The organism is Pseudomonas sp. NUPR-001 (assembly GCF_052147955.1).
GTDB lineage: Bacteria > Pseudomonadota > Gammaproteobacteria > Pseudomonadales > Pseudomonadaceae > Aquipseudomonas.
Window position 1 is genome coordinate 2,523,467 of the sequence record NZ_CP197353.1, and the last position, 13,633, is coordinate 2,537,099.

Consider the following 13,633-nt stretch of genomic DNA (forward strand, 5'->3'; position numbering starts at 1 on the left):
GATCGATCAGCTCAGGCAGCGGGTCACGTGCTTGACTGATTGATAGGCCGACAAGCCCCAGGGGCCGAGTTCGCGACCAATACCGCTGCCTTTGCTGCCGCCCCAGGAGGTTTCAACGAACACCGCTTGTATCGAGTTGATCCAGACGTGGCCAACCTCCAGGGCCGCTGCGACGCGTTCGGCCCGGGCCAGATCGGCGCTGACCACCGTGGCCACCAGTCCGTACTGACTGTCATTGGCCAGTGCCACGGCCTGGGCTTCGCTGGTGAAACGATGGGTGCACAGTACCGGTCCGAAGATTTCCTCGCACCACAGTGCGCTGTCCAGCGGCACATCGGTGTACACCGTCGGGCTGACGAACCAGCCGGGCATTTGCAACGCATATCCGCCGGTCAGGCAATGCAGGCCTTCTGCGCGCGCCTGCTCGAAACACGCCATCACTTTGGCGAACTGTGTGTCGCTGGTGAGAGGCCCCATGTCGACTTCGTCGTTGGCCGGGTTGCCCACGCGCATTTTTTCCAGGGCATTCTTCAGGCGTGCGAGCAAGCGGTCGGCGATGCTGTCTTGCACCAGCAGGCGCGAGGTCGCCGAGCACATCTGCCCGGCATTCCAGCAAATCCCGGCGATGATCCAGTCCACGGCCTGATCCAGGTCACAATCGTCGAACACCAGGATGGCGGACTTGCCACCGAGCTCCAGGGTCAGCGGGCGGCAGAAGTCGGCCGCGCTGCGCATGACGGCGCTGCCGGTTTTCGTGCTGCCGGTGAACGACAACTTATCGATGCCCGGGTGAGTGCTGATGGCAACGCCCGTCTCGGCAGCACCACCAACGATGTTCAGCACGCCCCGAGGCAGGCCGATGTCGTCGGCGATCTCGCCATACACCTGCTCGATCAAGGGGGTCACTTCCGATGGTTTGAGCACCACGGTGCAACCTGCCGCCAGGGCCGGGGCCAGTTTCCAGGCGCTGGTCACCAGCGGGAAGTTCCACGGCACGATCAAGCCGACCACGCCAATGGCTTCCAGGCGGGTGTGCGCACGAAAGCCTGGCACCGGCAGGGCAACTTCACTGTGCTGGCGTGAGTCCAGCTGGTCGGCGAGCCCGGCGTAGTAGGTGAAGGTGGCGACGGCATCGTCGACATCGACGCTGGCTTCATGCCGTGGCTTACCGTTGTTCTGCATTTGCAGGGTGATCAGGTTGTCACGGCGCTGCTCAAGCTGTTCGGCAAACCTTCGCAGGTACGTGGCCCGCTGCGCGGCGCTCAGCGCCTGCCAGCAGGGCAATGCCGTGCGTGCGGCACGGACCGCCTGATCCACCTGCACCGGGCTGCAACTGTGCAGTTGGGCGAAGGGTTGCGCCAGGGAAGGGTCGTAGGCAATCACCAGCTGATCGCCTTGCCCCGCCACCCACTGACCGTCGATGTAGTGGGGCTGGCTCATTGCTGTACCCCCGGCAGTTCACCGAGCACGGCATTGCGGAAAATCTGGCTGTACTCGTTCGCCGTCAGCGGCCGCGCATTGGTGTCGGAGGAGGAGATGTCCGCCAAGGCCTGCTCACCGACCCAGGCCTCGTCCGTAAGGTCGAGACCAATTTCCGCCAGGCTGTGGGGAATGCCCAGTTGCTTGCGCAAGCCAAGTACCCAGCTGAGGAAACCGTGAAAATCGGGCTGCTCCAATTCCAGATAGCGTGCCAGGCGGCCGATGCTTTCGCTGATGACCGAGTGATTGGCCACCAGCACGTAAGGCAGCAGAATCGCATTCAGCAGTCCGTGGTGTTTGTGGTAGCGGGCCCCCAAGGGGTGGGCAAGTGCATGCACACCGCCCAGGCCTTTCTGGAACGCCACTGCCGCCATGGCCGACGCGACCAGCATTCCCTCGCGGGCGGCCAGGTCTTGGCCATCGCGGGTGGCATTGGCCAAGTGCTCGCGCACCAGGCGGATCCCTTCGACGGCGATACCGCTGGACATCGGGTGGTACAGGGGGGAGCAGAAGGCTTCGATGTGATGCGTCAGGGCATCCATGCCGGTGGCTGCCGTCAGTGCGGTGGGCAGTCCACGGGTCAGCACGGGGTCGAGCAACACACAGGCAGGCAACAGTTGCGGGTGGCTGACCACGCGCTTGATCTGCCGCACAGTGTCGGTCAATACGGCTTCGCGCCCCAACTCGGAACCGGTACCGGCGGTGGTCGGCAGCGCAATCAACGGTGCCAGCCCCAGCGCCGGGAAGTCGGCCAGGGTAGGGTAGTCTTCAATGATCCGCGACCACTGGAAACGCTCGAGACCCTCGGCGTCGCGCGCCGCCAGGCAGATGCCCTTGGCGGCGTCCATGGCGCTGCCGCCGCCCAGGGCGATGAGTGAGTCATGGTTGCCGGCCTTGAACGCTGCGACGCCGCGTTCAACGTCTGCAAGGCTGGGGTTGGCTTCGATGCCGGAGAACACGGCAAAGGCGATCTCGGCTTGCTGAAGATGATCGGTCAGCAGGGCCATGGGTTCCAGGGGCAGCATCCCCGGGTCGGTGACCAGCAGAGGGTTGCGCATGCCAAGCAGCGCGCAGCGCTGGGCCAGGGTGTCGAGCGCGCCGACACCACAAAAGATCTCAGTGGGGTAGTTCCAGTAGTGAAGCGTGGCAGACATACAGATGCTCCATAGCAAGCCGTGAGCTGGAGGCGTGTTACAGCCTCCAACCGTCAAAGAGGGGGTGCCCGGCAGGCACCAGAAGGGATCAGTCAGCCAGCGCAGCGCGCTGGTAGGGCTTGGCCAGGACCATATAGAGAAGGCCCAGTACCGCCAGGGTCGAGAACACCAGGATCACCGCCCACACCTGGAACCAGGGCGCGCCGGGTGGGGCCAGCGCTTCGCGCGGCCAGGCGACGTTGATGCTTTCGAAGACCAGCCAGACAAATGCCAGCAGGTTGATCAGCAACCCCCAACGGCCGAGGCTGAAAACCCCGGCTTCGGTTTTCCACCTGCCGCCCAGGCGCGCCAGCAGTGCGCAGGTAATCACGATCAGAAAGACTACGAAGAAGCCTCCGCTGCCAAAGGCGATCAGGGTGCCCACGGCGGTTGCGTTCAAGCCCAGCGCCAGGCCGAAGCTGGCGAACAGCGTGCTGAACAACATCGCGGCCAGCGGTACTTTGCGTTTGTCGACGCGTCGCAGCAATGCCGAGGCGGGGAGGATCGCGTCACGGGCCATACCGAACACGGCGCGGCCCAGGTAGGTCTGTACCGACACGACGCAGGCGATGAAGGCAACCAGCACGACACCGACGAACGGACGCTCGGCCCAAGCGCCGAAAGCATCGACGACGGCGGGCGTCACCGGGTCGACCACCTGGCCTGAGACCATCGCAGCGGTATCGGTATACGACAGAGTGACGGCGAACGCCGTGAGCATTACGGTCAGGCCGACCAGAATCATCGAGCGCAAGATCGCCCGCGGGGTTGAGGTGCGCGCGTCAGCGGTTTCTTCGGAAACCTGTGAGCAGGCATCAAAGCCCAGGAACGCCCAGCCACCGACGGCCATGGCGGTGAGAAAGCCGGGCAGGTAGGAGCCATCAGCCGATGGGGTCGCAGTTACGCCTTCGAATAGCATGGACAGCGAATGATTGCGGAAAAACAGCAGTAACAGCGTACCGATGCCGATGGAGGCAATCGCCTCGGCGACGATGCCCGCGTTTACAAAGTGCTTGAGCGGATTGATGCCCAGCAGGTTCACCGCGAGCCCGAGCAATAACAGTGCCCCGCCACAGGCCACCTGGGCATTGGCGCTCGGGGCTTCACCGGTGAGGAACAGCCACAGCCAGAAGCCACCCAGATAAGCGACCGTGGTCAATGAGGCCAGGGCCGAGGCCAGGTACATAAAGCCGGTGAACCAGGCCCAGCGATCGCCCGCCAGGCGCTTGACCCACTGGTAACAGCCGCCGGCGAGCGGGTACTGCGAGGAAAGCTCGGCATACACCAGCGCCACCAGCAATTGCAGCACCAGGCACAATGGCACGATCCAGACCCACGAGGCCCCGGCGTTCATGGCACCGAGCGACATGACCGAGTAGATCCCGACGACCGGAGATACGGTTGCAAAGCCAACGGAGAAAGACGACCACAGCGACAGGCCGCGGTGCAGTTCCTGTTTGTATCCCTGGCGCTGAAGCAGATGTTCGTCAGTGCTGTTATGGAGGTTGGGTTCCATCATCTTGCACCTCGTGCTGGCGCGCAGGACATTACCGATGATGAGCGCGCTGGAAGGCCCGCACCGCATGTAAGAGTGTATTTCATAGGGAGTCCTGAGTCGGCAGGTCAATTTATTTTTGGAGGGCCTTTTGGGGAAAAGGCTTACCGACGTTACGTGCCCATTGGTCACGAGCCGACTCAGTCTAAAGCGACCAAACATTCGAAAGAATTCACATATTGTGAAGCTGGCATCAGAAAACTCAGATGTTTGCTCGGTGGGAGCGGGCTTGCCCCGCGATGCCAGGTGCCTGACAGGTCGCTATCGCGGGGCAAGCCCGCTCCTACCGGCCCCCCTCAAGCGTACGACGCGGTTCTTTACCAACCCCGTCTCGCAAGCAATCGTTGCACTGGAGCAACGCCCGGGTGGCGCGAGCTATGACGACTTGCAACATCTGTTGTCGGGCCGTCGCGGCCTGGAAGGACTGGAGTCGGGTGATGTCGAGGGTGGTCTGATCTGTGCCAGTCAGGTAATCGGATTGGTTGACGATATCCCGAGTTGCGCCGAATTGGTGACACGCATGGTTGCAGAATGCCGGGGAGGGCTGCAGCAGGCGTTGCGTCGATTCGACTGCTGATCGGCGGCGCTGGTAGGAGCGGGCTTGCCCCGCGATAGCGATCTCCCTGTTACATCGCATCGCGGGGCAAGCCCGCTCCTACCACCACCGCCAGCAAGCCCAGGCAGGCGATCAGGGTAACGAGGCTCGCCGTGGCAATCGCCAGCGCAGACACCGCCACCCGCTCGCTGGCGTGCAACAGTTGCTGGCGGCGCCGCGCCGCGTAAAGCGCTGCGGCCGCAGCCGCGCTCAGCAATACGCAAGCCAGCAGCATCACCGGCAGGTGCTGGCTGTGCCAGCCTTCACGCAAGGCCAGCAGCGCGTTCGCCAGCACCGCCAAGGCGGTACGGTTCCACGCCAAGGCTGTGCGTTCGGCCTGCAGCCCAGGATCACGCAGCAGGTTCATCCACGTACCACCAGCAGCAGGGCGATGGTGGCTGCGATGCCCAATCCTGCGCTGGCCAGCAATGCAATGGCTGCCGTACCTGGCAGGCGGCGGGCATGGCGCATGGCGATTTCATTGGCCCGCCAGCGTAGGTAGGCCGTCGCGCACAGCACCGCGGCGAGGATGCCAAACGCCACGGCGAGGCCTTCGATGACCACTGGCGGGCCCAGTTTGCTGGCGAACTGGTCGAGCAACAAGCCACCGGCCAGCAAGCCGAGTGCGGTACGAATCCAGGCCAGGAAGGTGCGTTCATTGGCCAGGGAAAAACGGTAGTCCGGCTCTTCACCCTCGAGCCGCCATTGCGGTTCGCGCATGGCTATTCCTCTGTGATGGGCCGTGACCTGGCGGCCACGGCGAGTCGATGCAGGTTACTTACGGGGAAGGGCGATCAGCAGCACCAGCGCACCGAACAAGGTGATCAGGCCAAGGATGGTCAGGCCCGGGTAGATGCTGCCGGTACTGGTTTTCATCCAGCCCACCAGCGTCGGGCTGACGAAGGCACCAATACCTCCCAGGCTGGTAATCAGGGCAATGCCACTGGCTTTGCTGCTGGCGGTGAGGAAGGACTGCGGGATCGTCCAGAACACCACAAAGCAACCATAGGACGCCGCCGCGGCGAGCGACAGCAGGGCAATCGCCAGGGGCAGGTTATGCGCCACCAGTGGTAGCAGGGCGAAGCACACGGCGATCACCAGGCTGCAAACGGCCAGGTGCCAGCGGCGCTCCATTCTCAGGTCCGAGCTGTAGCCGACCACGTAGGTACCGACTGCACCGGCCAGAAATACGGCACTGGACAGCAGGCCGACCTGCAGCAGGTCGCTCACCCCGACATCGCGGATGATGGTCGGCGCCCAGAAGCCGATGGCATTGAACGACACCAGCACGCAGAAATAGCCAACCATCCCGACGTACAGTTTGGGGTTGGCCAGTGCCTCGCGCAGGCCGTGGCCAGAGCCGCTTTGCCGACTGACCTGTTCGGCAGCCAGGTCGCCCTGCAAGATCGATTTTTCCCGATCGCTGAGCCAGTTGGCCTCTTCAGGGCGGTCGCACAGGTAGTAGAACGCGACCACGCCCAGCGCTACCGCTGGCAGGCCTTCGAGCAGGAACAACCACTGCCAGCCATGCAGCCCGTGCAGCCCGGCCATGTGCACCATGATCCAGGTCGAAACCGGCCCGCCAATGATGCCGGCGGTGGCCGCGCCCATCATGAAGTAGCCGGTAACCCGGCCGCGGCGGGAGGCGGGGAACCAGTAGGTCAGGTAGAGGATCACGCCGGGGAAGAACCCGGCTTCTGCAGCGCCGAGCAAGAAGCGCATCACGTAAAACTGCATCGGCGTGTTGACGAACATCATGGCACTGGAGATCAGGCCCCAGAGGATCATGATGCGCAACAAGGTGCGGCGCGCGCCGATGCGCTGCATCCACAGGTTGCTGGGTACTTCGAACAGCACGTAACCGACGAAGAACAAGCCAGCACCCAGCCCGTAGGCCGCTTCGGAAAAACCCAGGTCGCTCATGAACTGCAGCTTGGCGTAACTGATGTTGGCACGGTCCAGATAGGACACGATGTAACAGATGATCAAAAACGGCATCAGGCGAAACGCGATCTTGCGGTAGGTACTTTCCACTTCGTGGGCGGCATACGCTTCGGAGAACGCGTGGGTAGGCTGAGAAATGTTCATGGAATCCTCGCTGACTGCAACTATGAAGTCGTTACACAGGACGGCCGCCGCAAGCAGCCTTCAGGGTGGCTGAGACGGCCAGCGTCATGAACCGACGAGGGCGTGCGCCGCTGCAGCATGAGGCTGCGTTGCAGAGGCCTTGGGCTTTATCAGCGCATCACCGGCTTTCACACCATTGCCTGCAGTCATCACGAACAGTGGGTTGATATCCAGCTCTTGGACCGTGTCTTTCAAGTCGATGGCCATCGCCGACAGGCGCAGCAAGGTATCGACCAGAGACTCGAGGTCTGCCTTGGGGCGGCCGCGGGCGCCATCGAGGATGGCAAAGGCGCGTAGCTCGCGGACCATCGCCTGCGCCTCCGAGCGGGTGATCGGCGCCAGGCGGAAACTCACGTCTTTCCACACTTCAGCAAAAATCCCGCCGAATCCTACCATCACTGCCGGCCCGAACAGCGGATCGTTGTTGATACCGAGGATCATCTCAATGCCCCCGGCCACCATTTCCTGGACCAGCACACCATCAACAGCGGCTGCGGCATTGAAGTGTTGGGCATTGGCGATGATCTGATCGTAGGCCGAGGCGATGTCCGCGTCTCCCTGAACCCCCACGCGCACGCCGCCCGCTTCGGTTTTGTGCGGGATATCGGACGACTGAATTTTCAGCACCACCGGACCGTGCAGGGCAGTAGCGATACGTACGGCTTGTTCAGCATCGGTTGCCAGGCCTTCGCGGGTGACGCCGATGCCGTAGGCGGCCAGGACTTTCTTCGCCTCGAACTCGGTCAGGTCACTGTGACGAGGGTGCAGCGCCGCGCGTACCTCGGGCTTGCTGAGCACCAATGGCTGTTCATTCAGTACCTCGGCGAGCTGGCTGCGTGCCTGGGCGAATGCCCACAACGCGCTGGCACCACGGGCGCAGCGCACGGGCGACTGATAGCGCGGGATGCCGGCCTGGTCGAGAATGTCGTAGGCGTCGCCGACGCTGGCCGGGTCGGCGTTCCAGGCCACCAAGATGGGGATTTCGCGGGCCTTGGCGATGCGCACGATCTCTTCGGCCAGCTCCACTGCCAGCTTGCCACTGGCGGCTGCCAGCGCGAGGCCGATCATGTCGACATTCGGGTCGTCGGCCAATGCTTCCAGGGTTACCCGCAGCAGGTTGGCGTCGTTGAGCAGGCTGGCCGTGACATCCAGCGGGTTGGCCACCGCAGCAAACGAGGGCAGCACCGCTTTGAGCTTCGCCACGGTAGGCGCCGCCAGCGTTGGCAGTTGTAGATGACCGTCGGCAGCACCATCGGCCATGGCAATCCCGGCGCCGCCGGATATGGTGACCACAGCCAGGCGATTGCCTTTGGGCAGGCGGCGAGACAGCAAGGCTTTGCTGCAATCGGCCAGGTCGCCGACGTCATTGACCTCGATGATGCCGCTCTGGCGGAACGCGGCGCGGTACAAGGCCATCGAACCACCCAGGTTAGCGGTGTGGGAGGCAGCGGCCCTGGCCCCGGCTTCGGAGGTGCCGACTTTCCACACCAGCAACGGTTTACCGGCGATCAGCGCCCGGCGGCCAATCGACAGCAAGCGCCCGGCGTCCTGGAAGCCCTCGACGTAACCGGCGATCACGTGGGTGTCAGGGTCGTCGATCATCGCCTCCATGAAATCCAGCGAGGTGGTGACGGACTCGTTGCCGGTGGACACATAATGCCGAAAGCCGATGCCTTCCTGACTGGCCAGCATCACGATCGAGTTGCCAAACGCGCCGCTTTGCGAGGTGAGGCTCAGGTGGCCTTTCGGGTAAGTGAGGCCATACGGTGCACCGAAGCCGACATGGATGCCCTCGCTGATGTTCATGTAGCCCTGGCAGTTGGGGCCGGTCACCTGCATGCCAAAGCACTGGGCGATGGCGGTGATTTCCCGCTGCACCCGGGCGCCGTCTTCACCGGCTTCGGCAAAGCCGGAGGAGAGGATAACGGCGAAGCGGCAGCCGATTTTCCCCAGTTCGCTGAGTACACCGGTCACCCGTTGCGCGCCGACAGCGATCACTGCTACATCGGGCGTTTGCGGGAGTGACGCGACATCGGGGTAGCAGGGGTAGCCAGCCACTTCGGTGTAGCGTGGGTTGACCGGTAGAATCTGTCCGGGAAAATTCTTTGCCAGCAGATGGGCGATGGGCTGCCCGCTGATTGAAGACAGGTCTTGGGAGGCGCCGATCACGGCAATGCTGCGTGGATTGAAAAACAGCTCGAAACGGGACATGGGGCAATTCCTGTAGCAGAGAAAGTGGGCGCGTGCCCGACTCAGCGGTGGGCCGCCAGCACGTGCTTGGCAATGTTCAGCTGGTGGATCTGGCTGGTGCCTTCATACAGGCGGAACAGCCGCACATCCCGGTACCAGCGCTCAATCGCGGAATGGTCGGCGATGTATCCAGCCCCGCCGAACATCTGCACACAGCGGTCGGCGACCCGTCCGCACATCTCCGTGGCGTAGTACTTGCACATCGAGGCTTCGAGCACCACGTCCTCGCCGCGATCACGCTTACGAGCGGTTTCGAGGATCATCGAGCGGGCGGCGTAGATCTCGGTCTGGCAGTCGGCGATCATCGCTTGAACCAACTGCATGTTGGCGACCGGCTGGCCAAACTGCACACGGCTACTGGTGTGCTCGATGGCCATCTGCAGCATGCGGATAGCCGGGCCGGTCGACAGCGCGGCGAGGTGGATACGCTGCTTGTTGAGGGTCTTCATCACGGTCTTGAAACCGTTGCCTTCTACCCCGCCAATCAGGTTAGCGGCGGGCACTCGGCAATTGTCGAAGTACACCGCACTGACCGGCGAACCGGCCTGGCCCATCTTGCGATAGGGCGCGCCGACGCTCAGGCCGGGGGTGTTGCGTTCGACGATGAATGCCGAGACGCCTTTTGCACCCTGGCTGCCCGGTTCGGTGCGGGCAGTCACGGTGAAGACGTCGGCGATCGGGGCGTTGGTGATGTAGCACTTCTGGCCATTGAGGATATAGCTGTCACCGTCGCGTTGCGCGCTGGTCAGCACATGGGTGGCCTCGGAACCGGCCTCGGGCTCGGTGACCGCCAGCGAGGCAGTCCATTCACCGCTGGCCAGACGTGGCAGATAACGCTGCTTCTGCGCGTCAGTGCCGTCGGCGACGATACCTTCCGAGCCGATGCCGGTGTTGGTGCCGACGCGGGCGCGGAACGCTACAGAGCATTGCGACAGCTCGAAGGCTGCCAGCGCCAGTTCCTCGGTGCTCAGGCCGGCGCCGCCATAGGCTTCGGGGATGCTCCAGCCAAAGAAGCCGTTATCGCGCATGTGCTGCACCAGCTCTGGCGGCACTTCGTCGTGTTGCTCGACGTGCGCCTCCATGGGAATCGCTTTGCTGCTGACGAAACGGCGTACGGTGTTCAAGAACACGTCCAGCACCTGTTGATCGCGGATCATGGTTGCCTCCTGTTTTGTTTTTATGAGGTCTGCAGGGGCATATGGCGCTTTATCCGATCGTCAAACAAGTAATGTTCGGCTCTGCAGAACACTGTTTGAATAGTTGGAACATTGCTGGCACGCTGACTTCAGAGTTCATGGTTTCTGGAGGTGGAAAGTGGCGACCTATGACGGTTCAGACGACTGGCACTCGCCAGCCAAGCCTTACCTCGCCGAGGAGTTTGCCGATGATCGGCAATTTGCGGCGACCCTGGCCCGTGGGCTGGAGATCCTGCATTGCTTCAGCGCTCGCGATACCCAGCTTGGCAATGCCGAACTGTCGGTGCGCACCGGAATGCCCAAGGCCACGATTTCGCGCTTTACCTATACGTTGGTGCGTTTGGGCTACTTGCGTATCAACCGCTTGAACAACAAGTACCAGTTGGGCTCGGCGGTGCTGTCCCTGGGCTATCCGTTGCTCGCCAGCCTTAATATCCGCCAGATTGCCCGGCCATTCATGAAAGAGCTGGCTGACCATATCCGTGGTTCGGTGTCGTTGGGTATGCGTGACCGGCTCAATGTGGTGTACCTGGAAAGTAGCCGCAGCTCCGCACCGATGAGTCACCCGCCGGATGTCGGCTTGAGTTACCCGGTGGCGCGCACGGCTATGGGCCGGGCGTTTCTGGCGGGTGCCTCGCGTGAAGAGCGCACGGCGTTGCTCAACGAAATCAAAGTGCGCACCCCGGAGGACTGGGCGACGTTTCAGGGGCGCATCGAACAGAGCATTCAGGATGTTCATGCACGGGGATTTTGTGTGTCGTACGGCGATTTGCGCCGTGAGATTCACGCCGTTGCGGTGCCAATGCGGCCGATGGCGGATGGTGAGATTCTGGTGTTCAACTGTGGCGTCTCGGCGTTTTTGCTGAACGAGGGGCAGCTGCAGAACGATATCGGCCCACGGCTGGTATCCATGGTGCGCAGCATTGAAGGGATGATGGGGGTGTTCTGAATCAGGGTGGGAACGGCGGTGCGGCGACCCTACCAGGTCAGGGGTTTGCCCAGAATCTGGTGCGCGGATGCCGTTGGTGTTACAGCTGGTTTTCCTTTTGTTGGGTGTCCAGGTAGCTGTTGGCGTTGGCGTAGGAAATCAATTTTTGCACCGATGCATCCACAACAGCAGTTGGTGGGTAGTAGTTGATAGGCAGTCTGTGATTGCCCAACCAATGACCCTTCAGGAGTACACCTCATGAACATCACGTCCGCTTGCTTCCTGTTCAGCGCTTGCCTGGTACTCGCGTTACCCTCCGCCCATGCCCAAATGGGTGTTCCGGATGCGATCAAAGTACCCGACGGCCACGCCATTAGCCTGGAAACCGTTGGCGTCGGTGATATCACCTACGAGTGCCGTGACAAAGCCAATGCGCCCGGTCAGACCGAATGGTTTTTTGTCGGTCCCAAGGCAGTGCTCAACGACCGTAGCGGCAAGCCTGTGGGGAATTATTTCGGCCCGCCGGCCACCTGGCAGGCCAAGGATGGTTCGACAGTAACAGGCACCCAGCTTGCCGTGGCCCCCGCAGCCAAGGGGGATTTGCCGTATCAACTGGTCAAGGCCAACCCCGCGCAAGGCAGCGGCGCCATGCAAGGGGTCAGCTACATTCAGCGCCTTGCGACCCGTGGTGGGGTCGCGCCTTCGATGGACTGCACTGCGCAGAACAAAGGTGCTCAGCAGGTGGTCAAGTACCAAGCCGACTACGTATTCTGGACCGCCAAGTGAAGGTCGCCTGAGCAGACGCCCTGCAATTGATCATCTACGCTCCTAGGCGAGTCCCTGCGCGACAGGCAGGGGCGTCGTCCGGGGCTCATGACAAAGGAATGACCGTCCATTGAATTCGCCTGTTGCTCCTTTTGACTTCGAGGGTTGTCTAGCGGCGTGTGCGCAGGGCGACCGCCGCGCTTTACAGGCGCTGTATGAACATGAAGGGGCACGCTTGCTGGGCGTCGCCCGGCGCATTGCGCGCGACCAGGGCACGGCTGAAGATATCGTTCATGACGCCTTCATCAAGATTTGGACGCGTGCCGACAGCTTTGAGCCGGCACGCGGTTCTGCGCGCGGCTGGATTTACAGTATCACCCGGCATCTGGCGCTGAACTTCGTGCGCGACCGCCGAAGAGAAACTCTTCTGGACGAAACCGCTATTAGCGAATTACTGCCGCTGCCTGTGGAGGTTGACGAGCTGCACCTGTGGTCTGGTTCAACGAAGATCTACCGCTGCCTTGAGCGTCTGCAGCCGGCACCGCAGCGCTGTATTTTGCATGCTTATGTCGACGGCTGTAGCAATGCCGAGATTGCCACCTTGTTAGGTGCGCCACTGGGCACGGTAAAAGCCTGGATCAAACGCAGTCTCAAGGCCTTGCGGGAGTGCATGGCATGAAGCGCAACGCTGGCGATGAATACGCCGAAGACCTGGATGACCTGGCGGCGGAGTATGTGCTGGGGACTTTGAGCGGTGATCAACGTGCTGCCCTGCGTGAACGGCTGGAAAAAGAGCCAGCGTTACGTGCCGCTGTCGATGCCTGGGAAGCCCGCCTGTTGGCATTGACCGCGCAAGCGCAGCCGATCGAACCCAGCAGCCGCTTGTGGGGCCGGATCGAACGTAGTCTTGAAGCGCTTTACCCCGGCAAACAGCGGCCTGACAGTGGGTGGCAACGACTGGGCCTGTGGCAAGGGCTGAGCGCCGTCGGGCTGGCCGCCAGCTTGCTGCTGGCAGTGGCCCTGTTCACCCAGGCACCACCGGCAACCACGTATCTGGTCGTGCTGGTCGCGCCGACGGGGCAGGCTCCGGGCTGGGTGGTGCAAGCCAATGATGCGCGCATGATCGAACTGATTCCCCTTGGCCAGGACGATGTGCCTGAAGGCATGACACTGCAGTTCTGGACCAAGGCAGAGCAGTGGCGCGCACCTGTTTCCCTGGGGCTGGTCAAACCGGGTGAGCCCTATCGCGTGCCGATAGGCAGCCTTCCACCGCTTGAGCCGAATCAGCTGTTTGAACTGACGCTGGAGAAAGCCGGCGGGTCGGCAAGTGGCCGCCCAACAGGGCCTGTGAAGTTCATTGGTCGTGCCGTGAAGGTGATTTGAGCAGTGCCATTGCGTGAGGCAATGCAATGACGTGCACGGCATCGTATCAGGTGAAGAATATCCCCTTGACCTTCCTGCGATGGCAAACCTCACGCTGCGCTCTGTCGACGTGCAACGCTTGCCAACAACGTTGCACCTCAGCCTGACTACCGACTCAATGGC

Annotated in this window: 13 protein-coding genes; 5 read left to right on the forward strand and 8 right to left on the reverse strand. The window is 62.3% G+C overall.

All coding sequences use genetic code 11. From position 1 onward, the window contains the following. Window positions 1-6: 6 nt before the first annotated feature. The 3 genes from ACP6KB_RS11495 to ACP6KB_RS11505 all read right to left on the reverse strand — a co-directional run bounded on the left by ACP6KB_RS11495 (window position 7) and on the right by ACP6KB_RS11505 (window position 4,188). On the reverse strand, window positions 7-1,440 hold the full coding sequence (locus ACP6KB_RS11495; protein WP_442113839.1) for an aldehyde dehydrogenase family protein: 1,434 nt from the start codon (window positions 1,438-1,440) through the stop codon (window positions 7-9). Further along, entirely contained in the window at window positions 1,437-2,633 is a 1,197-nt protein-coding gene (locus ACP6KB_RS11500; RefSeq protein ID WP_442113840.1) for an iron-containing alcohol dehydrogenase, read from the reverse strand. Before ACP6KB_RS11500 ends, ACP6KB_RS11495 begins: the two co-directional genes overlap by 4 nt. Window positions 2,634-2,721: 88 nt before the next feature. Then, complete coding sequence (locus ACP6KB_RS11505; protein WP_442114294.1) at window positions 2,722-4,188, reverse strand: APC family permease; 1,467 nt, start codon at window positions 4,186-4,188, stop codon at window positions 2,722-2,724. Between the two features lie 424 nt (window positions 4,189-4,612). Here ACP6KB_RS11505 and ACP6KB_RS11510 point away from each other — a divergent pair, with 424 nt between their 5' ends. Further along, window positions 4,613-4,804 carry a hypothetical protein gene (locus ACP6KB_RS11510; protein WP_442113841.1) on the forward strand — a complete coding sequence of 64 codons (192 nt, stop codon included), beginning with the start codon at window positions 4,613-4,615 and terminating at the stop codon, window positions 4,802-4,804. Window positions 4,805-4,853: 49 nt separating this feature from the next. Here ACP6KB_RS11510 and ACP6KB_RS11515 read toward each other — a convergent pair whose 3' ends face one another. The 5 genes from ACP6KB_RS11515 to ACP6KB_RS11535 all read right to left on the reverse strand — a co-directional run bounded on the left by ACP6KB_RS11515 (window position 4,854) and on the right by ACP6KB_RS11535 (window position 10,356). Further along, complete coding sequence (locus ACP6KB_RS11515; RefSeq protein ID WP_442113842.1) at window positions 4,854-5,189, reverse strand: DUF202 domain-containing protein; 336 nt, start codon at window positions 5,187-5,189, stop codon at window positions 4,854-4,856. Next, window positions 5,186-5,542, reverse strand: a complete 357-nt coding sequence (locus ACP6KB_RS11520; RefSeq protein WP_442113843.1) for a YidH family protein — start codon at window positions 5,540-5,542, stop codon at window positions 5,186-5,188. The genes ACP6KB_RS11515 and ACP6KB_RS11520 overlap by 4 nt, the downstream gene beginning before the upstream one ends. Before the next feature lie 54 nt (window positions 5,543-5,596). Then, window positions 5,597-6,910, reverse strand: a complete 1,314-nt coding sequence (locus tag ACP6KB_RS11525) for an MFS transporter (protein WP_442113844.1) — start codon at window positions 6,908-6,910, stop codon at window positions 5,597-5,599. A gap of 84 nt (window positions 6,911-6,994) precedes the next feature. Beyond that, window positions 6,995-9,160, reverse strand: coding sequence for an acetate--CoA ligase family protein (locus ACP6KB_RS11530; RefSeq protein ID WP_442113845.1), 2,166 nt, complete (start codon window positions 9,158-9,160; stop codon window positions 6,995-6,997). A 41-nt stretch (window positions 9,161-9,201) separates the two neighbouring features. Next, the gene (locus tag ACP6KB_RS11535; protein WP_442113846.1) at window positions 9,202-10,356 is read right to left on the reverse strand and encodes an acyl-CoA dehydrogenase family protein; all 1,155 of its coding nucleotides are present in this window, start codon (window positions 10,354-10,356) and stop codon (window positions 9,202-9,204) included. 157 nt (window positions 10,357-10,513) lie between these two features. On the opposite strand from ACP6KB_RS11535, the gene ACP6KB_RS11540 reads away from it, so the two are divergent. The 4 genes from ACP6KB_RS11540 (at window position 10,514) to ACP6KB_RS11555 (ending at window position 13,471) form a co-directional block, all read left to right on the forward strand. Then, complete coding sequence (locus tag ACP6KB_RS11540) at window positions 10,514-11,344, forward strand: IclR family transcriptional regulator (RefSeq protein WP_442113847.1); 831 nt, start codon at window positions 10,514-10,516, stop codon at window positions 11,342-11,344. A gap of 237 nt (window positions 11,345-11,581) precedes the next feature. Continuing rightward, window positions 11,582-12,109: a DUF3455 domain-containing protein gene (locus tag ACP6KB_RS11545; protein ID WP_442113848.1), complete on the forward strand. Its 528-nt coding sequence runs from the start codon at window positions 11,582-11,584 to the stop codon at window positions 12,107-12,109. 109 nt (window positions 12,110-12,218) lie between these two features. Next, complete coding sequence (locus ACP6KB_RS11550; RefSeq protein WP_442113849.1) at window positions 12,219-12,767, forward strand: sigma-70 family RNA polymerase sigma factor; 549 nt, start codon at window positions 12,219-12,221, stop codon at window positions 12,765-12,767. Next, on the forward strand, window positions 12,764-13,471 hold the full coding sequence (locus ACP6KB_RS11555; RefSeq protein WP_442113850.1) for an anti-sigma factor: 708 nt from the start codon (window positions 12,764-12,766) through the stop codon (window positions 13,469-13,471). Before ACP6KB_RS11550 ends, ACP6KB_RS11555 begins: the two co-directional genes overlap by 4 nt. The last annotated feature ends 162 nt before the right edge of the window (window positions 13,472-13,633 follow it).